At 52.9% G+C, this 23,897-nt stretch carries 21 protein-coding genes, 1 tRNA gene and 1 pseudogene; 15 read left to right on the forward strand and 8 right to left on the reverse strand.

What is annotated here, in order from left to right:
• Positions 1-9: 9 nt before the first annotated feature.
• Together J1781_RS09605 and J1781_RS09610 are read left to right on the forward strand one after the other, a co-directional pair.
• Positions 10-1,650, forward strand: coding sequence for an FGGY-family carbohydrate kinase (locus J1781_RS09605; RefSeq protein ID WP_129991901.1), 1,641 nt, complete (start codon positions 10-12; stop codon positions 1,648-1,650).
• A complete protein-coding gene (locus J1781_RS09610; protein WP_129952618.1) occupies positions 1,647-2,255 on the forward strand; it encodes a KpsF/GutQ family sugar-phosphate isomerase in 609 nt (202 codons plus the stop codon). Before J1781_RS09605 ends, J1781_RS09610 begins: the two co-directional genes overlap by 4 nt.
• An 8-nt stretch (positions 2,256-2,263) precedes the next feature.
• Here J1781_RS09610 and J1781_RS09615 read toward each other — a convergent pair whose 3' ends face one another.
• On the reverse strand, positions 2,264-3,697 hold the full coding sequence (locus tag J1781_RS09615) for an aminotransferase-like domain-containing protein (RefSeq protein WP_217137427.1): 1,434 nt from the start codon (positions 3,695-3,697) through the stop codon (positions 2,264-2,266).
• A gap of 368 nt (positions 3,698-4,065) precedes the next feature.
• Between J1781_RS09615 and spy the strand changes: the two genes are divergently transcribed.
• From spy to J1781_RS09630, 3 genes are all read left to right on the forward strand, one after another.
• Positions 4,066-4,575 (forward strand): ATP-independent periplasmic protein-refolding chaperone Spy, encoded by a 510-nt coding sequence (gene spy, locus J1781_RS09620; RefSeq protein ID WP_129952616.1) that lies wholly within the window; start codon positions 4,066-4,068, stop codon positions 4,573-4,575.
• A gap of 289 nt (positions 4,576-4,864) precedes the next feature.
• Positions 4,865-6,931, forward strand: coding sequence for a carbon starvation CstA family protein (locus J1781_RS09625; RefSeq protein ID WP_129952615.1), 2,067 nt, complete (start codon positions 4,865-4,867; stop codon positions 6,929-6,931).
• Positions 6,924-7,229 (forward strand): YbdD/YjiX family protein, encoded by a 306-nt coding sequence (locus J1781_RS09630; protein ID WP_129952614.1) that lies wholly within the window; start codon positions 6,924-6,926, stop codon positions 7,227-7,229. The genes J1781_RS09625 and J1781_RS09630 overlap by 8 nt, the downstream gene beginning before the upstream one ends.
• Positions 7,230-7,342: 113 nt before the next feature.
• On the opposite strand, the gene nac is transcribed toward J1781_RS09630, so the two are convergent.
• The 3 genes and pseudogenes from nac to J1781_RS09645 all read right to left on the reverse strand — a co-directional run bounded on the left by nac (position 7,343) and on the right by J1781_RS09645 (position 9,663).
• The gene (gene nac / locus J1781_RS09635; protein WP_129991904.1) at positions 7,343-8,269 is read right to left on the reverse strand and encodes a nitrogen assimilation transcriptional regulator NAC; all 927 of its coding nucleotides are present in this window, start codon (positions 8,267-8,269) and stop codon (positions 7,343-7,345) included.
• Between the two features lie 336 nt (positions 8,270-8,605).
• Positions 8,606-8,710 (reverse strand): annotated as a pseudogene (locus J1781_RS09640) (SDR family oxidoreductase); the annotation flags it as partial.
• Between the two features lie 53 nt (positions 8,711-8,763).
• Complete coding sequence (locus J1781_RS09645; protein WP_217233481.1) at positions 8,764-9,663, reverse strand: GntR family transcriptional regulator; 900 nt, start codon at positions 9,661-9,663, stop codon at positions 8,764-8,766.
• 192 nt (positions 9,664-9,855) lie between these two features.
• On the opposite strand from J1781_RS09645, the gene J1781_RS09650 reads away from it, so the two are divergent.
• From J1781_RS09650 to J1781_RS09680, 7 genes are all read left to right on the forward strand, one after another.
• Entirely contained in the window at positions 9,856-10,674 is an 819-nt protein-coding gene (locus tag J1781_RS09650) for an ABC transporter substrate-binding protein (protein WP_129991905.1), read from the forward strand.
• 46 nt (positions 10,675-10,720) lie between these two features.
• On the forward strand, positions 10,721-11,434 hold the full coding sequence (locus J1781_RS09655) for an amino acid ABC transporter permease (protein ID WP_129952610.1): 714 nt from the start codon (positions 10,721-10,723) through the stop codon (positions 11,432-11,434).
• 10 nt (positions 11,435-11,444) lie between these two features.
• Positions 11,445-12,188, forward strand: coding sequence for an amino acid ABC transporter ATP-binding protein (locus tag J1781_RS09660; protein ID WP_331252976.1), 744 nt, complete (start codon positions 11,445-11,447; stop codon positions 12,186-12,188).
• An 84-nt stretch (positions 12,189-12,272) separates the two neighbouring features.
• Positions 12,273-13,436 carry a M20 family metallopeptidase gene (locus J1781_RS09665; protein ID WP_217233482.1) on the forward strand — a complete coding sequence of 388 codons (1,164 nt, stop codon included), beginning with the start codon at positions 12,273-12,275 and terminating at the stop codon, positions 13,434-13,436.
• Positions 13,437-13,446: 10 nt separating this feature from the next.
• Complete coding sequence (locus J1781_RS09670) at positions 13,447-14,544, forward strand: mandelate racemase/muconate lactonizing enzyme family protein (protein WP_217233483.1); 1,098 nt, start codon at positions 13,447-13,449, stop codon at positions 14,542-14,544.
• Complete coding sequence (locus tag J1781_RS09675; RefSeq protein WP_129991909.1) at positions 14,541-15,725, forward strand: M24 family metallopeptidase; 1,185 nt, start codon at positions 14,541-14,543, stop codon at positions 15,723-15,725. The genes J1781_RS09670 and J1781_RS09675 overlap by 4 nt, the downstream gene beginning before the upstream one ends.
• A gap of 34 nt (positions 15,726-15,759) precedes the next feature.
• Positions 15,760-16,680: a dihydrodipicolinate synthase family protein gene (locus J1781_RS09680; protein ID WP_217219477.1), complete on the forward strand. Its 921-nt coding sequence runs from the start codon at positions 15,760-15,762 to the stop codon at positions 16,678-16,680.
• 59 nt (positions 16,681-16,739) lie between these two features.
• Here the strand turns inward: J1781_RS09680 and J1781_RS09685 are convergent, their stop codons facing one another.
• Positions 16,740-17,942 carry a glutamine amidotransferase-related protein gene (locus J1781_RS09685; protein WP_217233484.1) on the reverse strand — a complete coding sequence of 401 codons (1,203 nt, stop codon included), beginning with the start codon at positions 17,940-17,942 and terminating at the stop codon, positions 16,740-16,742.
• Positions 17,943-18,146: 204 nt separating this feature from the next.
• Here J1781_RS09685 and J1781_RS09690 point away from each other — a divergent pair, with 204 nt between their 5' ends.
• The 3 genes from J1781_RS09690 (at position 18,147) to J1781_RS09700 (ending at position 21,012) form a co-directional block, all read left to right on the forward strand.
• Positions 18,147-19,355 carry an aminotransferase class I/II-fold pyridoxal phosphate-dependent enzyme gene (locus J1781_RS09690; protein ID WP_217233485.1) on the forward strand — a complete coding sequence of 403 codons (1,209 nt, stop codon included), beginning with the start codon at positions 18,147-18,149 and terminating at the stop codon, positions 19,353-19,355.
• A gap of 151 nt (positions 19,356-19,506) precedes the next feature.
• Positions 19,507-19,582, forward strand: a tRNA-Asn gene (locus J1781_RS09695).
• A 161-nt stretch (positions 19,583-19,743) separates the two neighbouring features.
• Positions 19,744-21,012, forward strand: coding sequence for a tyrosine-type recombinase/integrase (locus J1781_RS09700; RefSeq protein WP_217138360.1), 1,269 nt, complete (start codon positions 19,744-19,746; stop codon positions 21,010-21,012).
• A gap of 314 nt (positions 21,013-21,326) precedes the next feature.
• On the opposite strand, the gene J1781_RS09705 is transcribed toward J1781_RS09700, so the two are convergent.
• The 3 genes from J1781_RS09705 to J1781_RS09715 all read right to left on the reverse strand — a co-directional run bounded on the left by J1781_RS09705 (position 21,327) and on the right by J1781_RS09715 (position 23,429).
• Positions 21,327-21,947: a histidine phosphatase family protein gene (locus J1781_RS09705; protein WP_015697053.1), complete on the reverse strand. Its 621-nt coding sequence runs from the start codon at positions 21,945-21,947 to the stop codon at positions 21,327-21,329.
• Between the two features lie 280 nt (positions 21,948-22,227).
• Positions 22,228-22,926 carry an HAD family hydrolase gene (locus J1781_RS09710; RefSeq protein WP_217147022.1) on the reverse strand — a complete coding sequence of 233 codons (699 nt, stop codon included), beginning with the start codon at positions 22,924-22,926 and terminating at the stop codon, positions 22,228-22,230.
• Between the two features lie 41 nt (positions 22,927-22,967).
• Positions 22,968-23,429 carry a DUF6886 family protein gene (locus J1781_RS09715; protein WP_217157162.1) on the reverse strand — a complete coding sequence of 154 codons (462 nt, stop codon included), beginning with the start codon at positions 23,427-23,429 and terminating at the stop codon, positions 22,968-22,970.
• Positions 23,430-23,897: the final 468 nt, after the last annotated feature.

Raw genomic sequence — 23,897 nt, forward strand, 5'->3', positions numbered from 1 at the left:
GGAAAGAACATGGCGAGTTATTTTATTGGAGTCGACGTAGGTACCGGCAGCGCCCGCGCGGGTGTCTTCGACATGACCGGCCGCATGGTTGGCCAGGCCAGCCGTGAGATTACGTTATACCGCCCGAAAGCCGATTTCGTCGAGCAATCGTCCGATGAGATCTGGCAATCTGTCTGTAACGCCGTGAAAGATGCGGTTAATCAGGCTGACATCAACCCGATCCAGGTGAAAGGTATCGGCTTCGACGCCACCTGTTCGCTGGTGGTGCTGGATAAAGAAGGTAAGCCGCTGACCGTCAGCCCGTCCGGGCGCAGCGAGCAAAACATTATTGTCTGGATGGATCACCGTGCCATTACCCAGGCCGAGCGCATCAATGCCACCGGTCACCGCGTGCTGGAATTCGTTGGCGGGATTATTTCACCGGAAATGCAAACGCCGAAATTGCTCTGGCTGAAACAGCATATGCCGACCACCTGGAACAACGTCGGTCACCTGTTCGACCTGCCGGATTTTCTGACCTGGCGCGCCACACAGGACACCACGCGCTCGCTGTGTTCCACTGTCTGTAAATGGACGTATATCGGCCATGAAGACCGCTGGGATCCAAGCTATTTCCGCCAGATCGGGCTGGAAGATTTGCTGGAAAACAACGCGGCGAAAATCGGCAGTGAAGTAAAAACCATGGGCGAGCCGCTCGGGCATGGTCTGACACAGCGCGCCGCCGCAGAGATGGGGCTGATGGCAGGCACCGCCGTCAGCGTTTCTATCATTGATGCCCATGCAGGCAGCCTCGGTATTCTCGGTGCCAGCGGCGCATCCGGTGAATCGGCCGACTTCGATAACCGCATCGCGCTGATTGGCGGTACTTCCACGGCGCACATGGCGATGTCCCGCAGCGCACGTTATATCGGCGGCATCTGGGGGCCTTACTACTCGGCTATTTTGCCAGATTACTGGCTGAACGAAGGGGGGCAATCCACCACCGGCGCACTGATTGACCATATGATTCAGTCGCATCCGTGTTATCACGATTTACTGAAACAGGGTAAAGACAGCGGCAAAACTATTTACGAAGTACTCAACAACATTTTGCGAAAAATGGCCGGTGAACCGGAGAATATCGCCTTCCTGACCAAAGATATTCATATGCTGCCCTACTTCCACGGCAACCGTTCACCGCGCGCCAACCCGACGCTGACCGGTACGCTGACCGGTCTGAAACTCTCGCGTACGCCGGAAGACATGGCACTGCATTATCTGGCCACCATTCAGGCGCTGGCGCTGGGCACCCGCCATATCATCGAGACCATGAACCAGAGTGGATATCGCATTGATACCATGATGGCAAGCGGTGGTGGCACCAAAAATCCGGTGTTTGTACAGGAGCACTCCAACGCCACAGGCTGTGCAATGTTGTTACCGGAAGAAAGCGAAGCGATGTTACTCGGCAGTGCCATGATGGGCACCGTTGCGGCCGGCGCATACGACTCGTTGCCGGAAGCGATGGCGGCCATGAGCCGCATCGGCAAAACGGTCACACCGCAAACCAATAAAATCAAAGAGTATTACGATCGCAAATACCGTGTGTTTCATGAGATGTACCACGACAGCATGAAATACCGCCGCCTGATGCAGGGGGAAACCCAATGAATGCAGAGGATGAATTTGCCCTGGCGTGCCAGGGCTGGCAAACCTACAGCCAGGAATTGCTGGCATTACGGCACAATCTCGATGCCGATATCTGGCAGCAGTTACTGACCCTGATCACCGGCTGTAAGGGCAAAATTGCCGTCAGCGGCGTCGGGACGTCGGGCATTGCGGCGCGGAAAATCGCCCATATGCTGGCATGCGTCGAACAACCGGCGGTATATCTTAGCGCCACTGATGCCGCCCATGGTGATTTAGGCTTTATGCGCAGCGATGACCTGATGATTTTAATTTCCCGGGGCGGAAACTCTGAAGAACTGACGCGTTTGTTACCGGCGCTGAAAGCCAGGGGCGTGGCGATCATCAGTGTGACGGAGAATACGGATTCGGCGATCGCCCGTGCCGCCACGCTGGTGGTGAAAACACATATTGAGCAGGAAATCGACCCGCTCAATATGCTGGCTACCACGTCCATCATACTGGTGCTGGCGGTGTTCGATGCGTTGTGTGGCAATATCATGCTGCGCAACGGCTTTGATCAGCAGCGGCTGCTGAAAGTCCATCCGGGCGGAAATGTCGGTAAAATCCTGCGCGAACAGGATGTGTGAAACCATTCTCACCTTTTAATTTCATCCGCCACCAGCGCTGCCAGAATGGAGACGGCACGCGCGGTGTGCGGTCCCCATTCGAAAGAGGTATTAATGCGCATACAATGGCTGAAACGCGCGTCGGCGGAGAACATGGTGCCGGGCGCGACGCTGACGCCTTTTGCCAGAGCGCGCTGATAGACCCGTGCCGCGTCCACGTTATCGCCCAAATCCAGCCATAAAAAATACCCGCCGGCGGGTTGCGTCACTGTCACCTGCGCCGGAAACTCAGCCAGGATAGCGTGACGCATCGCCATCTGGCGTTGTTCAAGCACACGGCGCAACCGCCGCAGATGGGTATCGTAGCCGCCCTGCTGCGCACCTTTTTGCATATAATCGGCTAATGCCAGCTGAACCGGCACACTGGCCGATAATGTACTCATCAGTTGCAGGCGTTGAATACGTTCGGCATAAGCCCCCGCCGCCACCCAGCCTACGCGAAAGCCCGGCGCGAGAGATTTCGAAAAAGACGAACAATGCAGAATTTCGCTGCGGTATGACGAGGCTTTCAGCGGCACCGTCCGTTCACTGTCAAAGTACAGTTCGCTGTAGACATCGTCCTCTATCAGCGCCACTTTATGCGCCTGAAGAATACTCACCAGCCGTGTTTTTCTCTCCGGCGGCAAACTGCATCCGAGCGGGTTCTGAAAGCTGGACATCAGCCAGCAGGCTTTGATGGGATAAATTTCCAGCGCCTGTTCCAGTGCCTCGGGATCCATGCCGCTACGTACGTCAGTCGGAATGGCGACGGCTTTTAATTTACGCCGCTCAATCGCCTGCAATACCCCGTAAAAAGCCGGCGATTCGATAGCCACCCAATCCCCCGGCTCGGTCACAACCTGCAAACTTAACCCGAGCGACTCCATCGCACCTGACGTAATGACAATTTCATCGGGTGCCACTTCAATGCCGTTTTGCGCATACCGCTGCGCAATGCTGCGACGCAGTTCTTCATTACCCGGCGGCAGATTTGCAGTGGCGCTGTGTGGCGACATCCGGCGGACGGCGCTCGCCAGGGAGCGAGCCAGACGTGGTTGCGGGAAAAGTGTCGGATCAGGAAACGCGGAACCAAGCGGCACCACGGCGGGATCTTGCCCGGCTTTAAGAATATCGAAAATAGCGTCATTGACGTCCACCTGCTCTGCGGCATGTAAACGCCCGTCGGGAGAAGGACGCACCGGTCGCTGCCCCCCCGCCGCCACGAAATAGCCGGACTGCGGACGTGCGACAATCACACCCTGACTTTCCAGCAGCTGATAGGCCTGCAACACAGTCATCAGACTCAGGCCAGACTGTTTACAGGTATCACGCAATGAAGGCAGCCGTTCGCCCGGTAACCAGACCTGCGTATCAATTTGTCTGCGCAAGGTACGCGCCAGCGTTTCATAACGGGATTGAGTCATTATCCATCAGCACTGTTATAGAAAGTGTTAATCAAAAGATAACTATTATACCTGATTTTGCGCTTTCCCTCTGACGTAAACTGCTCATCAACAGCGACGAACATTTAACAGAGAGTTATGGCGGCGAAACATTCACCATGATAATGTGTGAATTCACCGCATTACTCAGATTTATCTGAGCTTCCTTTCACACCTGTTCGCGCAACCTTACGCTTTCTAAACACTTTCTCCACGATCGCTGGAAAAGTAACACTCCGCCTTTCACTCTTTTACATCCACACCGCATTACTATTCATTGGATTGAGTAGACTTGTTTTCGTCGAAACAAAACGGGCGAATTGCCTGAATCTCCAATGAGGAATTTAATTATGCGTAAACTTACCGCAATGATTGTGGCTTCAACTCTGGCTCTGAGCTCCGCTTCTTTCGCATTTGCTGCTGAAACCACCGCGACACCGGCCACTGACGCCACGACCGCCACGCAAGGCAAAATGCTGCATCATAAAGGACCGCAGCATATGAATCCGTTTGCGGGCCTGAACCTGACTGAACAGCAGAAAACACAGATGAAAGAAATCATGAAAGACAGCGGAGCGCGCCCTGACCGTGCAGCCATGAAAGCCCAGATGGATCAGATGCACAACCTGGTGGCGACCGACAGCTTCGATGAAGCTAAGGTAAAAGCGCAAATTGATACCATCACTAAAGCGCAGTCTGACCGCATGCTTGACCGTGCCCGTGCTGAGAACAAAATGTATAACCTGCTGACACCAGAGCAGAAAAAACAGTTCAATGAAAACTATCAGCAACGCGCCGCCAAAATGGAGCACATGCGTGACCACAAACCAGGCCAGGAAAAGTCAGCAACCGCTGAATAATCCTTAACCTGACAGAATAACCGGCCCATCGTGGCCGGTTTTTTTTTGCTTTTTTACTTCCCCGCCACAACTTTGCTGTTATCCGCCCCGTCTGGTTTGCGCAAAGCGTCAGCCGCATCACATTTTCATCTTTAACTTCATACTTTTCTGTTTAAAAACATTATTTTTGAACAATAATTTAACAAGGTCGCAACCAAATATAACCAGGCGACCCCTACCTCTGCACATCACACTCTCGACATAAAAAGTGGCGGGCTCTCACCGGACCCCTCATAAGGAGTTGTACATCATGAAAAGCGTCAAGTCCGGGATAACCTGGCTGGTGGTGGCGTTAATCGGGGCTTTTGCCTTTGGGATGCTGGCCCTCAGCCGTGGCGAACATGTTAATGCTCTCTGGCTGGTGGTCGCCGCTATTGCCTGTTACAGCATTGCTTACCGCTTCTACAGCCTGTTTATTGCTGAAAAAGTTTTTGAACTCAACGACAAACGCATGACTCCGGCCGAGCGTCACAATGACGGGCTGGATTACGTACCGACCAATAAATGGGTCTTGTTCGGCCACCATTTCGCGGCCATCGCCGGAGCCGGTCCGCTGGTCGGCCCGATCCTCGCCGCACAAATGGGTTTTCTGCCGGGCACGATCTGGATCCTGGTCGGCGTGATGCTGGCCGGTGCGGTACAAGACTTCCTGATACTGTTCATTTCTACCCGCCGCGATGGCCGCTCTCTGGGGGAAATGGCCAAACAGGAACTGGGGAACTTCGCGGGCGTTATCACTATGCTCGGCGCGCTGGGCGTGATGATCATCATCCTTTCCGCACTGGCGTTAGTGGTGGTCAAAGCACTGGCCGACAGTCCGTGGGGACTGTTTACCATCGCCGCAACCATTCCGATTGCCCTGTTCATGGGCATCTACATGCGTTTTCTGCGTCCGGGGAAAATCGCTGAAGTGTCGGTGATTGGTTTTGTGCTGATGATGCTCGCCATCATTTACGGCGGCAATGTTGCCGCAGATCCGTTCTGGGGACCGTTCTTTACCCTGCACGGCACCACCCTGACCTGGGTGCTGGTGATCTATGGATTTATCGCCTCGGTATTGCCGGTCTGGCTGCTGCTGGCACCGCGCGATTACCTCTCCACATTCCTGAAAATCGGGGTTATTGCCGGGCTGGCCGTAGGCATTGTTTTTGCCATGCCGGAGATGAAAATGCCTGCAGTATCGCGCTTTATCGACGGCAGCGGTCCGGTGTTTTCCGGCAGCCTGTTCCCGTTCCTGTTTATCACTATCGCCTGCGGTTCGATTTCAGGTTTCCATGCGCTGGTCTCCAGCGGCACCACACCGAAACTGATTGAGCGCGAAAGTCATATCCGCTTTATCGGCTACGGTGCGATGCTGATGGAATCCTTCGTGGCGATCATGGCGCTGATTTGTGCATCCGTTATCGACCCGGGTGTGTATTTTGCCATGAACTCTCCGGCGGCCCTGATCGGGACCACGGTAGAAAGCGCCTCGCAGGTGATTAACGGCTGGGGCTTTGTGATCACGCCGGAAATTTTGACGCAAATCGCCAGAGATGTCGGCGAGCAGTCAATCCTTTCCCGCGCAGGTGGCGCGCCTACCTTCGCCGTCGGGATGGCTCACATCATCACCGATGTGTTCAACAGTCGTGCGATGATGGCCTTCTGGTATCACTTCGCTATCCTGTTCGAAGCCTTATTTATTCTTACCGCCGTGGATGCCGGTACCCGCGCCTGCCGCTTTATGGTGCAGGATCTGGTGGGTGTCGCGGTGCCTTCTTTAGCCAATAACCGCTCGTGGATTGGTACCTTCGCCGGAACTACCGTCGCGGTTGCAGGCTGGGGCTTCTTCGTTTATCAGGGCGTCGTCGACCCGCTAGGCGGCATTAATACCTTGTGGCCATTGTTTGGTATCGGCAACCAGATGCTGGCTTCGATGGCGTTGATTCTGGGCACGGTGGTGTTGTTTAAAATGAAGAAGCAGCGCTATGCATGGGTCACCATTTTGCCCACTATCTGGCTGTTTATCACCTCGATGACCGCAGGCTGGCAGAAGATTTTCCACGAAAAACCATCGATTGGTTTCCTGGCGCAGGCGAAGAAATTCGGTGCCGGTATCGACAGCGGCGAAATCATTAAACCCGCCAAAACGCTGGCGGACATGCACACCATCGTACTGAACAATCAGATCAATGCCCTTCTGTGTGGATTCTTCATGCTGGTAGCGGTCACCATGTTGATTTCAGCCTGCTTCGTGATCCGCCGTGCGCTGCAATCAGACACGCCGACAGTGCATGAAACCGCTGTTGTACAACGTCGTGAGGCCCGCCATGTCTGATTCAAGAGCATTATTCAAAACACCGCGGCCTGCGGTGTTACAGGTTATCCGCTGTCAGCCGTTATTCACGGTGCAGCCAAAACCACACAATGTGGCCGGCTGGCTGAGGCTGGCGATAAAACGTACCGCACAGAGTTTTCGCCTGATGGTCGGCGTGCAGGATTATCAGAATTATGTCCGCCACATGGCCGTCAGACATCCGGAAATGACACCGATGACTGAACGTGAATTCCACCGGCGATGTCTGGAGGCGCGGTTCCCGAGCGAAGGGGGGAAGATGGGTAAATGCCCGTGCTGATAGTGAGTTGAACGCCTCAGCTTAAATGGCGATTTTCTTTCTCAGGAGCAGACGTCCGGATGTGGTTTTCTGGCTTTACGCCTCCCCTTTTCAGGGGAGGTCGTCGTAAACTATCAGCTCGCCACTAACATCGGTTCCATCACCGGCGCGGTCTGCTCAAAGACCAGAGACAACAGGATTTTTTTCACCGCCATGGCTTCCTGCGATAATGCCAGCGTTTCACAAACGCAGAGCGACAGCGGAACCTGAATTGCCGGGCCGCTGATACATGACATCCAGGCTTTGGCCGGGCCGGTCATGGCACGGGCCGCAGATTCAGGCAAAATAGTGGCACCCAGTCCGCTGGCGACGGCGGCGGTCAGTGTGGCTGAAGATTCAATTTCACCAATGATATTGGCACTTAAACGGCGTACCGCCATCGCATCATCCACCAGACGGCGGGTAATATTATGTGAGCGCGGCATAAACAGGTTTAGCTTTGCCACATCACTCAGTTCGACATATTTCCCCGGATTCGGCACGGAGTGTGCCCCGACGAGATACAAATCTTCTTTCATCAGTGGCTGACTGCTCAGCCCGGAAGCGATGCCGGAACCGTAAAAAACCGCCATATCCATACGCCCGTTAATCACCAGATCCCCCAGGGCAGTGCCGAAATTCTCGTTGAGATACAACAGAATCCCCGGATGTTGTTTGCGAACTGCCTGCAACAGCGGCAGCGCCAGCCCGGAGGCAGCAGTGCCCGGCGCAAGACCGACGGAAACCTGTCCGCTAAGCGATTGTCCGGCGTTGTTTACGGCACTGTGGATTTGATCACACTGACGCAAAATGGCCTGCGCATGCGAATAAAGAATATTACCGGCTTCGGTGGGAGTGACGCCGCGCTTAGTGCGAATCAGCAATTGTTGCTGCAATTCCCCTTCCAGCGTCGCCAGTTGCTGGCTTAATGCCGGTTGGGCGATGTGCAGAACATCAGCAGCCTGCGTCAGGCTGCCAATATCGACGATTTTCACAAAGTACTTCAGACGTCTGAGATTCATCTCTGTCTCCATCTTACGCGAAAGGGATAACCCTGGGCGGTCGTTGTTGATGTGAATAATAAGTGTGACTAATAAAAGCAAGATTTACGCCAATCTCCGGCACGTGAATTAAAAATCCCCATTACTGGTGCTAATCCACGAAAATATAAGAGAAAACTATTACACGGGAAAAATAGGCGACAGAGGGCGGGGATAAAACGGAGGATCATGACATACGGCTGCAAAAGAGACCTGCACCAATATCATGCAGACTTATAGGTTATCTTTAAAAATTAGCAGGTTTAATAACAGCGATGCCACGAAACAGATTCGCAGCATCACTTCCTGACGTAGCGTTTATATTGACGGGATCATGCCGCCATCGACGCGGATCACCGAACCGGTCATATATGACGTCTGCTGACTGGCAAGAAACGCCGCCACAGCGCCATGCGGCCCTGGATACCCAAATCCATCACTTTTTCCTCTTGTTTATGTAAGACAAAAACAGCGGCTCACCCCACTTTACCGACTTTGTTAAGCACCATCTGATAAGCCGATTGCAGGTGGCTGCGCATCATGTCCGCCGCCGCTTCCATCCGCCCTTCCAGCACGGCGTCGATGATCGCGACATGCTCCTCGCACCATTCGCGCACACGCTGTTTATTGGTGTAACTGCCGAACTCCAGCAGGCGGCGCAGCCGGTTTTGCTGCTGAATAGCCTGTAAAACAAAAATATTGCCGCTGAACTCCGCCAGCATTTCATGGAAGGTGGCGTCCGTTTCGAAAATCTGACGGCCATCAACGGCCAGAATATCCGGATGAGTAATCAGATAAATATGCTGCATCCGCAAGCGGCGCAGCGCGCTTTTATCGGCGTGATAACCTGCCGCCATTAGCGCGCCTGGCTCAATCATCAGACGGAATCCGTAGCCGTTACTCAGCGCTACATCGGTATTCAGGGTCGGTAAGAATGACCAGCCATGCCCCTTGTTGCGGGCGATCAACCCGTCTTCCGCCAGACGCAGCAACGTGCGCGCCAGCACACCACGATCAACCTCATAGCGCTGGGCGATTTCCGTCTGCGTCAGGGAATCCGGCAACTTTCCGGCGATACGGTCTTTGACCAGTTGCTCGTATAAATCCTGATCATTACTGGCAGGGATATCAATGCTGATGCGCTGAAGTTCGTCGAAGGCTTTCAGCAGGAAAAAACCCTGATTGCGTCGCGCTTCGATAATTCCTAACTCACACAGTAATTTCAGGGCAGTACGCACCGGCGTACGTGAAACACCGAGCATATCAGCCAGTTGTTGCTCCCTGAGATGATGACCTGGCTCAAATTTTGCTTCACGTATCAGGTCAAGGATTTGGTTTGCCAGACGCCTTCCGCTGGCTGTCGTAGATTGGGTCATGGAATAGCAACACCTGAAAGTATTTGTTGTTTAGGTTTGTACAATATCACAAGCCTTGAGGATGGTGAAGTCTGGTTATAAATCCCCCAAATCGTGCAATTAATGCACCAAAAAAGAGCCTTGACTCACAAATTTAATTGTATTTAATGAGACACAAAGAGCAATCCTGCTCATGGGAAACTGGAGTCTGTCATGTCAAAAAAAGCTTTTTTGCGTCGATATGCCGCCGTCTCTCTGGCCGCTATTTGCCTGAGTGCCCCGTTGTTCAGCCAGGCTGCTGCGCCGGCGCTGGTCAGTAAAGGTCATCTGACGTATGGCACCGCCGCCACGTTCATGCCGTTTGAATTTACGAAAGACGGCAAGCTGACCGGTTTTGATATCGATCTCATCACCGCCCTGTCGGAAAAACTGGCGCTGACACCGGAACCGATGTCGATGGAGTTCAAAGGACTGATCCCCGCGTTGCAGGGTAAACGTCTCGATATCATCAACTCAGCGATGTACATCAACCCGACCCGTTCTGAGCAGGTGGATTTTGTGCCGTACCTGAAAATCGGCAGCCGCGTCATTGTGGCGAAAGGCAATCCGGAAAAAATCACCGGTCGTGATTTGTCCCTGTGCGGCAAAAACATCGCCGTGACGCTGGGCGGCATTGAAGAAAGTCAGGCGCGTGCAGACAACCAGAAATGCCTGGATGCTAAAAAACCGGCGCTGACCGTGCTGACCTTCCCGGCAGCCACGGATTCTGCCGTCGCAGTGGCACAAAAACGTGCTGATGCAGAATTCCTGTCAACGCCGGGTGCTGTGGCACTGCTGAGCGAAAAAGGCGATACCTTCGAAGCCGTCGGTGCTGAGTTTGAAGCAGACACGCACATCGGTTTTGCCGTGCGTAAAGGCGATACCGAAATGAAATCGCTGCTGGAAAAAGGCCTTCAGGACGTGGTGAAAGACGGAACTTATCAAAAAATCATCAGCAAATGGCAGTTCCCGGCTTCGGTGTCCATTTTCTGAAACCGTGATGTTAAGTAAAGCGTTGCCCTGACATTGAGGAAAGTTCATGTCACTTGATCTTGTTTGGCAATACCTGTTCTCACCGGCGTTCTTTCAGGGCGCATTAATGACCTTGTTATTAACGGTGTGCTCGCTGTTCTTTGGCATTATTGCGGGGCTGGTGCTGGCCCTGCTGCAGGAATCCCGCTTCAGGGCGGGATCCGTTCTGGCCTTCTTCTATCTCTGGTTGTTTCGCGGCACACCGGTGCTGTTCCAGATTATTTTCGTTTACAACGTTCTGCCAACCTTCGGCCTGCGCTTCTCCGCTTTCACCTGTGCGGTGATGGCGCTGTCCTTAAATGAAGGGGCGTATATGGCGGAGATTTTACGCTCCGGCTTACAGGCCGTGCGCAGCGGGCAGCGAACGGCGGGGATGGCGCTCGGCATGACTCAGGGCCAGATCATGCGCAAGATTGTGTTGCCACAGGCCGCGCGCATCGTGCTGCCGCCGATGGGCAATCAGATGATCAGCATGCTGAAGTCGAGCGCACTGGTGTCGGTGATTGCCGTACAGGAACTGCTGCTCATCGCCAATCAGACCGCCAGCGCCAGCTTCCGATATTTCGAAGCACTCTGCGCCGCAGGTATTTACTACCTGGTGCTGACTTCCGTTTTCATGGTGGGACAGGCCTGGCTGGAACGTTCGCTTGATCCGAAAAAACGCAAAAAACCCGCGCTGTCACTGACTGAACGCCTGCTGCGCAGCAGCACGCCAAACTGAGGAGAAGTCCGTGAGTCAATCCAAACCGGTTCTGGAAATCATCGGCGTCGATAAACATTTTGGCGCACAACACGTTCTTAAAAACTGTTCCCTGAATGTGGTTCAGGGCGAAACCGTGGTGCTGATTGGTCCGTCAGGTTCAGGCAAATCTACCCTGCTGCGCTGCATCAATTTGCTGGAGCCGATCCAGGGGGGTTCGATTTTCTTTCGCAATCAGGACATCACCCACGCCAGTATCGAGCCGCATAAATTACGCCGTGACATCGGCATGGTGTTCCAGAACTACGAACTGTTTTCCCATCTGACGGCGGCCGAAAACATCATGCTCGCGCCGATGACCGTGCTGGGCGTCAGCCGCAGTGAAGCCGGGGCACAGGCCCTGGAACTGCTCGGCAAAGTACGAATTCCTGATAAAGCCGATTCGTTCCCTGATGAACTTTCCGGCGGCCAGCAGCAACGTGTTGCCATTGCCCGTGCTCTGGCAATGAAACCCAAACTGATGCTGTTTGATGAACCCACCTCTGCGCTTGACCCGGAAATGATCCGCGAAGTGCTCGACGTGATGGCCGATCTCAGCGCCGAAGGCATGACCAGCATTGTGGTCACGCATGAAATGGGCTTCGCGAAACGTGCAGCCAATCACATCGTCTTTATGGAAAACGGCGAAATCATCGAAAACGCGACCGGCAAAAAATTCTTCGGCGGCGATGTCAGCCTGCGGGCACAACGTTTCTTAGATCAAATCTTGCATTGATCCTTTTCAGCACCCCCAAAACATTTATTGCGCCCTCACCAGGGATCTGACTTTTGCCACAAAACTGTTTTTCAGGAGACACCGATGAGTCTTTCATCGCCCGATATCAGCAGAATGAAACGCGATCTTGCCGCACTGGTGGCGATCAATACCGAAAACCCGCCGGGACGTGAACGCGAGGCAGCAGAGCTTATCAGCGCCATGCTGAGCGACATCGGCTTCGACATGACGCTCAGCGAGTACGCACCGGGACGCACCAACGTGATCGGCAGGCTGGCAAACGGCAACGGCCCGTGCTTTGCCTTTAACACCCACCTCGACGTCGTACCGGCCGGTGAAGGCTGGCAGCAGGATCCGTTTACCCTCACCGAACGCGACGGGCGGTTGTATGGCCGCGGAGCCTGCGACGCTAAAGGCCCGCTGATCGCCATGATCGAAGCCATGCGATGGCTCGCGGCCAACCGCAATGACTGGAGCGGCACATTGATGGCGATTTTTGTCGCCGACGAAGAAGTCGCCAGCGAAGGCGCGAAGTTTTATGTGCGTGAAGCTCCGGCGCATATCGATTACGTGGTGATCGGCGAACCGACCTCCAACACCACATACTCGGCACACAAAGGCAGTTTACGTCCGCTGGTTCGCGTTCATGGCGTCACCGCGCATTCCGGCACACCGGAGCTGGGGGAGAACGCTATTTTCCGTACCGCGCAACTGCTCGGTCTGATGGAAGAAACGCATGAACATACCGTGCGTTGTCGCTGCCATCCGCTGGTCGGTAACGCCAGCCTGACGGTCACGCGCATTAGCGGCGGACATGCCGATAACGTGCTGCCGGGCGCCTGCGAATTATTGCTCGACCGACGGATGGTGCCGGGCGAAGACGAGAACGCCGTGAAACAGGAAATTCAGGATTTACTGCAACTGGCGCAGGAAAAATTCGGTGTGCGCAGCGAAATACTCACCTACAAACCGACCACCGGCGGTGCGACCGAAACCGATTCTGACGATCCGATTGTGCGGGCGGGCGTTGAAGCCTGCGCCGCGCAGGGCAATCCTGAACCCGGACCGTTCGGTTTTCAGGGGGGATGCGATCTGGTGCATTTTCGCAGTCTGGGCACTAAAGGCATCATCATCGGCCCCGGTTCGCTGGCCGTCGCGCATAAACCTGATGAATTTATCCCCATCGATGAATTCGTGGCAGGCAGCAAAATTTACTGCGATGTCGCCTTAAAAATGCTCAAACGCTGAGGGGAAAACAGTGAAAGCGACCTTATATCGCGCCGACCTGCGGTATCCGCATCTGCAACTTTATACCGCCTCGTCGGGCCGTGTGCCGGGGCTGGACACCTTGTATCTGCTGCTTGAAGACAAAAACTTCAACGGGTTGGGCGAAGTGCGCATCAACATGGCTTATCTCAATGGTTACAGCGCCGAACTGGTGTTGAGTGATGCGATCCGTGCGTTGCAGCAACTGGATCTCAGTCAGCCTGCCAGCACAATTTTGCTCAATCTGCCGCAACGGCTGACGGATTTTCTGGCACCGACACGCATGTTGCTGGATATCGCGCTGCATGATCTGATCGCGCGTCAGGAAGGCATCAGCGTGGCGCAACTGGCCGGCGCAGATAATAGCGAAACAGTGAGTTATCACACCAACCAGACGCTGTTCTGGACGCCGATGGCGCAGATGCTGCAACAGGCGACGGCGTATGTGGATCGCGGTTTTACACAGCTTAAACTGCGCGTCGGCGTGGCTTCGTTCGAAGAAGATGAAGCACGGCTCAGTGCGCTGCGCCGACGTTTCGGGCACGAAATCAGTTTGTCCGCAGATGCCAACGGCCAATGGCAGCCGGAAGCGGCCCGCAGCCATTTAATCTCGCTGGCGAAGTTTGAAATGAGTTATCTCGAACAGCCGGTTTCTGACGCGAATGCGCACTATTATCCGGCGCTGGCCGAAGCCAGCCCGGTGCCACTGATGCTCGATGAAAGCATGAGCAGCGAGGCAGATTTAGAACGCATTTTGCGGCTGAACGGTAAGATTATGGCACATCTCAAACTGGTCAAAATGGGTGGCATTGCGCCGACAATGGCTGCCGCACGACGTCTTACGGCAGCGGGCGTGCCATTCATGATTGGTCAGATGAACGAAGGCGGTGCCGCTACCGCCGCCGCACTGCACGTCGCCCGAGCCTGCCAGCCTGCTTACGCCGAACTTTACGGTGCCGACGGACTGGGCAACGACCCGGTTCACGGCCTTTCCTATCATCAGGGATTACTCAGCAGCCCGCCGGGCGCGGGGCTGGGTATCCACTTCACCCCTTCCCGTACAGAATTCATTCAGGAGTTTGAACAATGACAGCAACATCATTACCCGATACGGGCCGCATCGTACCAGGCGCAGAATCTGCGTTTCACGAAGAAGAATATCGGCAGCGCATGGCGAAGGCGCGTCAGTTACTGGTGAAAGCCGGTCTGGACGTGATGGTGATCACCGGGCCGGAAAACATCTTTTACCTGACAGGCCAGCAAACACCGGGCTATTACACTTTCCAGACGCTGGTACTGCCGGTGGAAGGCGATCCGGTTTTCGTTATCCGCCAGCTGGAGTATTTCAACTTCATCTCCAACACCTTTATCCGCGATGCGGCGATTTACACCGATGGCGATAATCCGGTGAATTTCCTGCTCGATGTGCTGAAAGCGCGTGGCTGGATGAAGAGCCGGATCGGTATCGATAAACGCGGCTGGTTCCTGCCGATCGCAATATACGAAGCCTTACAGGCTGCAATCGGCACGATCCACGATGCGGCTGGTGTTATCGAACAACTGCGTGCCGTGAAATCAGCCGCAGAACTGGAAAAAATGGCGCACGCCGCCCGTTACGTTGACGCCGGCATGCTGGCAGGCCGCGCGGCGATTGCCGCCGGTGCGACAGAAAACGATCTGGTTTCTGCGATGATGGGCGCGGCGATTGCCGCCGGTTCCGAATATATGGGCATGGAACCGCTGGTCTCCAGTGGCCCGCGCACCGGTGTGCCGCACGGTACATGGCGTCGTCGTAAAATCGTCGAGGGTGACCCGATTTTCCTTGAAATGGCTGCCGCTCACGACCGTTATCACGCGGCCCTGATGCGCTCCGCCTGGCTCGGCAAACCGCCAGCCGTGGCGCTGGAAATGGAAAAAGTGTGTCAGGAAGCGTTGCAGGCTGCACTCGATGCCATCCGCCCGGGCGCGACATGCGAAGCGCCGCATCTGGCCTGTCAGGCCGTTATCGACCGCGCTGGCTACACAGATAACTTCAAAAAACGCACCGGTTATTCGATTGGTATTTCGTTCGCACCGGACTGGGGCGAAGGCGCGATCCTCAGCCTTTACAGCGGCATCACCACCGAATTACAGCCAGGCATGACCTTCCACATTCCGCCCGCATTGCGCATTTACGGCGAATTCACCGTTGGCGTTAGCGAAACCATTGTTGTGACTGAAACCGGCTATCGCGCCCTCGGCACAGTGGATCGTCCGCTGACCTTACTTTGATTTTGCTTTTAACCAGATGATGGGAATTGAATAAATGAAAGACATCAGTGAAAGTCAGGCGCGCCTGAAAGGTATTTTTAATATTACCGTGACGCCTTTTACGGCAGGCGGTGAGTTTGATTTCGCCGGGTTATCCCGCAACATTGAGCGGGTAATCGGCCTCGGTTATGACGGCATTTTGATTGGCGGCACGTACGGGGAATTCCCGGCGATGACCGCAGACGAACGCGCCACGCTATTCCGCCATGTGATGGAAGTGGTGGGCGACCGCGTGCCGGTGATGTTGTGCAGCGCAGGTTCAGATGCCCGCGTCGTGCGCGATTTAACACAACTGGCAGGCAATCTGGGTGGCCTGCCGATGGTCACGCCGCCGTTTGTTTCTGAAGTGACTGACGCGCAAATTATCAGCTTCTTTAAACAGATAGCACCGTTATCACGCACCGGAATTCTGGTGTATAACGCGCCGGGCATCGGCATTACGTTGCCGCCGGTAGTGCTGGAGCAACTGGCAGACATCAATGGCGTGGTGGGTATCAAACAAGGTGACCTGAACCCGACGGCCATCGATCAGATTGCCAGCCGTCTTGGCGGGCGTCTGCGTCTGTTCTGCGCCTCCGATCTGGCATTTTTAGGGCCGATGATGTGTGGTTTTGACGGCATCAGTACCACAAACAGCGGCGCACTGCCGGAAATTATTCTGGCAACCTATCGTGCGCTGGAAAGCGGCGATGCCAGCACAGCCCGCGAACTGCACCGTCTGTGGTATCCGTACCGGGCGCTGGCCCGCCGTTTCGGTCAGCCTCAACTGGTGAAAGCGGCCATGAATCTGCGCGGTTTTGATGGCCACCATGTCCGCGCCCCGCTGAGTGATCTGCAAGCTGATGTGATCGGGCTGGTGGAGCAGGAACTGCGCCGTCTGGCCGCCGATCCGCGTTCCGGCGTCACACTGAAGTAGTCCACTTTAAGCAAAAATCCCCGTCTTTGAAGGCGGGGATTACTCATGGTGCCGTTAATTTATCCGTGCTGTGCTGACGCCGCTTGCAGAAAAGCTATCAGCAACGGGTGAGGTTTCACGGGCAGTGATGACAACTCCGGGTGGCCCTGTACGCCGAGGTAAAACGGATGGCGTGTGAATTCGATTCCGTCAGCAATCTTGCCGGTGGCATCGGTCCCGCTGATCAGTAATCCGTGATTTTCCAGATCCGGTTTCAGTTCAGGTGCAAGGTGAAAACGGTGGTTGTAGCGCACGATAAATTCATCGCCAAGAATATCATGCAACCGGCTGCCGGGGCGGGAATGCATCCGATGATCCCCGAGGCGGTGCACCGGAAATGCTGGCATATCCGTCAGCGGCACAAAAGTTTTAATATCAGCATCAGGATCCGCTTCCGCCAGACTGGCTTTCGCAGAACCCATCATGTTCTGCACGATGGCCGTCGTCATGGTTTGCATGCCCAGGCACAGCCCGAGAACAGGAATATTGCGATTGAGGGCATAATGCGCGGCACAAATCTGTCCGGCCACATTACACATCGCGGAGCCGCCTGGCAGTAAAATGCCATCGACGTTTTCCATCACCTCATGCAGATGATCTTCCAGCACCTGGGGCGCGGCATATACAATATCAAGCGACACGGATAAAGCATCCGCGGCATCACCCAGCGCAGCGAGCGTGGCCGGATAAGTCGTGCACTGCTCGGACTGCGCGCCGACCAGCGCGATACGCAGCGAAGTGGGGGTTTGTGACGGCGTATCGTGGTTTATCCAGCGCCCATAACGATCACGCCACCAGTATCCGGCGGCTTCATCCGTCAGTCCGTGCCGTCTGAACACATACCCCTGATTTTCGCGTTCAACCGTAATCAATTCATAGTCAAACGCGTTTTCGCGAACCTGCCGTGCCATTTGAGTGAACTGAATGATCTGCGTTGGCCCGAGGGGGATCACCATATCCCCGGTGCCATACGTCTTCAGCAATTCCTCCAGCTTCACCACCTTACCGGCACTTTGCAAAATCAGCCGTTCTGCCCAAAGCAACCCGCTGGTGACCAGTTGCCCTTCACCCACGACGTGCTGACAGGCATCAGGATAGTGTGCGGTATCCCAGCTCACCGGCAGATGTGCCAGCGGTAAATCTTTTTGTGCCGCCAGTATTGCCGCCATCGCACCGTACAGCGATGGTTCAGGTGTGTCATGTGCAACAAAAATAAAAGCCATAAGACAACCTTGAAATATAAATGAAAAGTTCAGACAGCCCGCAGGCTCATCGCCAGCAATACCCCGCTGCCCTGCCGTTTTCGTCAGTAAAATACAGCTCAGTACGCAGAAATCATGAGCAAAGCAAAAAGAAGAATGGTAAGTTTAAATTGGCTTTAATGATTCATATAATACAATTTTGTTATTGTTCATACAGGGGAAACAATGTCTGCTGAATTTCTTGCACCTCGTTTGCGTCGTGTTCGCCCTTCGCCGACAGCGGTGATTTCCGACCAGGTTCGTGCGCTCAGCGCGGCGGGTACTGATGTCATCAACCTGGGCGAAGGTGAGCTGGATTTCGATACTCCCGCACATATTAAGCAAGCCGGCATCGACGCGATTGTACAAGGTGACACAAAATACACTGCCGTTGCCGGTACCGCCGCGCTTAAACAAGCCATCATGGCTAAGTTTAAGCGTGAAAATAGGATCAGTTACCGCCCGGACGAAGTCATCGCGGGCAGTGGCGCCAAGCAACTCATTTTTAACGCACTTTTGGCCACCGTTTCGTCTGGCGATCAGGTGATTATTCCTGCCCCTTACTGGGTGTCTTATCCGGATATGGTGGCACTGTCGGAAGGTGAACCGCGGATTGTTCATTGTCTGGAAAGTGATGGCTGGAAATTGCAGCCGGAGGTTTTAGCCGCCGCAATCACCCCGAAAACACGTTGGGTAATCCTCAACTCCCCGAACAATCCGACCGGTGCAGTCTATTCAGTTGCCGAACTCCACGCACTGGCCGCCGTTCTGCTGGAGCACCCGCAGGTGCTGGTGATGGCAGACGACATCTACGAACAAATTTGTTTTGTGCCCGGTATTTTCGCCACACTCGCCGAAGTCGAGCCTCGTCTGAAAGAACGTATCCTGACCGTAAACGGTGTTTCTAAAGGTTATTCAATGACCGGCTGGCGTTTGGGTTATGCAGGCGGCCCCGCGTGGCTGATTTCTGCCATGCAAATTTTGCAGTCGCAAAGCACTTCCAACCCCAGCTCCATTTCTCAGGCCGCGACTGTTGCCGCTCTGGAACAGGGCAATGAATTCATCGCAGAATGGATCGACATCCTGACGCACCGCCGCGCCTTGATCATGAACTGCGTGAATGCCATTGACGGCCTCAGTGCCGAAGCGCCGCCGGGCGCATTTTACGTTTTCGCTAATTGTCAGGGGATGTCAGGTAAAACGACACCTTCAGGTGATATTCTCAAGACAGATGAAGATTTTGCCGCTTATTTGCTGCAATCAGGCCACGTTGCCACGCTTCAGGGTTCTGCTTTTGGTGCGCCGGGTTATCTGCGTATTGCTTATGCCATTGATGACAACCGGTTGCAGGAAGCCTGCGAGCGGATCACCCGCGCTTGTCGCGCATTGCGTTAAGACCGAAAAAGACCTGACTCAATATGAAAGCGGGCCTTTTTGACTCTATTCTCAACAAGTTGGCTAAAGTACCAGCAAACGCACGCATTTATACAGTTTCCCCTTTGACATGCCACGGGGCAGTCGTTATTATTCGCCCCGTTCCAACGATTCCTCTGTAGTTCAGTCGGTAGAACGGCGGACTGTTAATCCGTATGTCACTGGTTCGAGTCCAGTCAGAGGAGCCAAATTCTTGTTTTCATGCCTCTTTGCGAATCCTTATGTGATTTAGATTCAATAAGTTAGCGCGAAAAATCTTCCCGGTGCATTTTTAGTTTTCCCTCCGCATCGGGAGAATTTGGTGGTCAGATTTGGGGTCATGTTGGTTCGATGACGGAGTGACCCCCAAATGTCTCTTAACGACACAAAAATCCGCAGCTTAAAACCATCCGCTAAACCCTTCAAAATTTCCGATTCCCATGGTCTGTACCTGTTGGTTAATCCAGGCGGTTCACGTCTCTGGTATCTCAAATATCGTATCAATAGAAAAGAATCTCGACTTGGCTTAGGCGCCTACCCTGACGTGTCTTTGGCTGATGCTCGTCAACAGCGTGATGGTATCCGTAAACTCCTCGCGCAAAATATCAATCCAGCACAACAGCGCTCTGCTGAAAGAACCACTTCCACACCAGAAAAAAACTTCAAACATGTGGCACTGGAGTGGCATAACAGCAACCGAACATGGTCTGAGAACCACGCATCCCGCCTGCTTGCCAGCATGAACAATCATATATTCCCTGTGATTGGACACTTGCCGGTAGCTGAACTGAAACCTCGTCACTTTATCGACCTGCTGAAAAGCATTGAGAAAAAAGGTCTGCTGGAAGTCGCAGCACGTACCCGGCAGCATATGTGCAACATAATGCGTCATGCTGTGCATCAGGAGTTGATAGAGCACAATCCCGCGGCAAATTTGGAGGGTATCATCGCCCCGCCAGTTAAACGTCATTACCCCGCCCTTCCGCTGGAGCGACTGCCGGAGCTGTTGATTCGTATTGAGGACTACCAGCAAGGACGGGAGTTAACCCGCTTGGCAGTATCACTCACCCTGCACCTTTTCATCCGTTCCAGCGAACTGCGTTTCGCCCGTTGGTCTGAGATCGATTTCAAAAATAGAATCTGGACCATTCCTGCCACTCGCGAGGCCATCCCCGGTGTCCGCTACTCCGGGCGTGGTGCAAAAATGCGCACTCCACATATCGTTCCACTCTCCCGTCAGTCCATCGCTATTCTGAAACAGATACGGGAAATATCCGGGCATCAGGTATTGGTATTCCCCGGCGATCACAATCCGTATAAACCGATGTGTGAAAATACGGTCAACAAGGCGCTACGCCTGATGGGCTATGACACAAAAGATGAAATCTGCGGCCACGGATTTCGGGCAATGGCATGTAGTGCCCTGATGGAGTCTGGCCTATGGGCGCAGGATGCGGTTGAACGGCAGATGAGTCACCAGGAGCGTAACAGCGTTCGAGCGGCTTACATCCATAAAGCAGAATATCTCGATGCCCGTAAAGCGATGATGCAATGGTGGTCGGATTATCTGGATATGTGCCGGAAAGCGTATGCCCCACCTTATATTTGTGGGAAGGAAATCAGTTGCACAATGGGATAACCCCTCTGACAAAATAAACCACAAAAATAGCCGTATCAGTCTGTACTGTTACGGCATTTTTCTAGTTTCAGTTCGGATAAATTGTTAAGCCGTTTATAGCATCGTCAGCCAGACTGTCCAGCGTGAATCGAAAGTGTGAAGACCGCTTCTCATATAGAACTATCCACGGAAACGGATTAGGTCTGTTATGAGCGACACTCGCCCTTACTGAAGCCATAAAAAGCTTGTCGAATGTCTCAGGGCGTGAAGCGGACATTGTGCTTAAATAATGATGACTCTGGCAGGATGGGTTTTCAATGCTTGAAAGGTAGCCACTAATTCAGGTGACGTAAATGTGTAGCAATCCCCCACTTTAGGCCGATACATTTTCCATTAATCAGGTCGATAACAGAATAACTTGCATTGGGGTGAGCATAGCGAGGGAAACTATTGACAGTCCCTTCTTTAAGAATTGCCAGAGTGCCCTGACTGACATGCCCGTGAGACACAATACATATTGTTTGTTGATGTGATGAGGTATCTTCCAGGTTTTGTAAAAAACGCATAACTCGCTGAGAAGCATGCGCCAGTGACTCCCCCCCAGGTGGACAATACTCTGCATCAAGCCTGAATAACTCATTTGCATAGTTTGGATGTTTTTGTCTGAGTAGTTCTAACGGCATACCTTCAAACTGACCAAAGGCCTGCTCTTTAAGGGCCGGTTCAGCCGTCAGTGAACAATGAAAGTGTTCAGCCAGGCTTTGCCCCATTTGCCAGGCACGCCCAAGCGGAGAAGCGTAAACACGCTCTATTTGATACTCACTTGCACTAAACGCTGCTAGTAGGACGGATGTTTCACGCAAACCCCGACAGGTCAAGGGGCTATCGCTGTGCCCCTGAATAATTCCTTCCAAATTCCACTCTGTTTCTGCGTGTCGAACAAGTATCAATTTCATCGTTAGCTGGCCATGCTCGTTGTTGATCAAAATGTCCCAACTGCGCGATGTCAAACACACACCGTTGAAGCAGCGGAAGGCTTTCCTGTTTTGGAAATAATGAACAAGTGTAGCTTATTGCCATTATGCAGCGGCTCTGGAGGTGAGGCGCTGAATTTTATCCGTAGTTAACTTCCGCTCTTGGCACACAGCAGACCTTCAGCGTCACGTGTTTGTCTGCTGTGTGCCAGGAGAGGACGTTTAATGACTTGTAGTGTTATTCAATGTAGGGCAGGTCGACTCATCGTTGCGTAAGCAGGGTAGTAAGCTCATTAAGAGAACTTACTGAACATTCTGGACTAACACAGTTTCCAGGCCATTCATGAAATCCTCTAAGCCAAATGGCTTTCATTCCAGCTTTTTTAGCTCCGAGATAGTCATTAACTGGATGGTCGCCTACGTACCAACATTGCTGAGGATGTAAATTGAGCAGGTTTGCACCCGCGAGAAATATGTTTGGCGACGGCTTACTATCGCCAAACATTTCAGAACAGATCATCACCCGTATCTTTTTTGAAAGAGAAAGTGCTTCTAAGGTTTGATGGCGTGACCATTCAGCGCCATTTGATATCACGCCAATAGCAATATCACGCCTCATAAGTTCTTCTATCAGTTCATTAGCTCCTGGCATAAGAACAGCTGCTGAGTGGAAGTGATTCACCCAATGCTCCAGGACTGTCTCGGCAAGTTGGGGTTTTATCCACTTTAGCTCTAATGCTAAAGTGTGACTCACTGCTTCGCGGATTGAGGAAAATGGCGAGTTTTTAGGAAGATAGCCGCCATTATCTTCACGAATAATAATAGCGTTAATATTACCTGCATTTGTTTCTTTAAGGTGGTCACGAAAGGCGAAATGAAATCTTTCTGAATATCGAGCAATACTCAAAGCTCTGTGAGTGAGCGTATTATCTAAGTCAAAAAAGACGGCTTTAGGGAACATATTCAACCTCGTGTTAAAGGGGATATTTATATCCAAACTACTCAGAACTTTCGTCCTGGCTTAGTATGATTCCAGCCAGGCTTCCCCCACCCCTGAGCGTTATGAAGGCGAACACCACTTGCATGAACAGATGACATCCAGATATTTTTAAGCGGTACAAGTCTCTCCATAACCCTGAGTCCAATATTTCTTGATTGAAGCTCACCGGGCAAGTTACTAAGCCTAGTAACACCAAGAGGCGTAACACTGGTTCTTGAAACCCACATACCTAATTCGCCCACTTCTTCAAACGAACTGACAGGTAATTCATAACGATAAACAGAACCAGAATTAAAGCGTTCCTCCCAGGATTGTTCAATGAATGCGATAGCATTTTTTGTACAGTCACCGCTCCATCTCAGCCAGTCTTCTGGTGTTGTTTCTGAAAAAGGCCATATCACAATACGCGGACATTCACGCGGAAAGAGATAGAGCAGTTCATGCTGCTCAAGCCCGCCGAGCATGATTATATCGCCATCATTAAGGGGGCCGCTTGGAAATCGATTCTGGATACGACGTCATTGTGTGGAGCATTGCTTTTTTCCGGAATAAATCCAGGTCCACTTCGAGGCGCGGAAATAAAATTCCATTCAGACGCCGGATAGATTCAAGCAAGCCAACTTATCATCACAATCGGTGTTGCAAAAATGGGAGTGGCCATAGAGTGGTCTGAAGCCCAACCACTACAGGGTCAGTGATGTGGTGATCTGATCCTGATTGCAGCCAAAAGTTCGATTTAGCCCCAAAGGCCGTGTAATCATAAGGTCGTTACATATTTATTACGCAATTAAAGTCGAAAGTTTTTATATAAAATAAGAACACAAACATATTCTCTGCAAAAACAAACAAAACCCTTAAGTCAATATTTAATGTAAACCAATATTAAACACAATTCAAAAAAAAACAAAATGCGTTAATTAATCGATTTAATC

Origin of the sequence: Rahnella perminowiae (assembly GCF_019049695.1) — a bacterium.
In the GTDB taxonomy this organism is placed as follows: Bacteria; Pseudomonadota; Gammaproteobacteria; order Enterobacterales; family Enterobacteriaceae; genus Rahnella; species Rahnella perminowiae.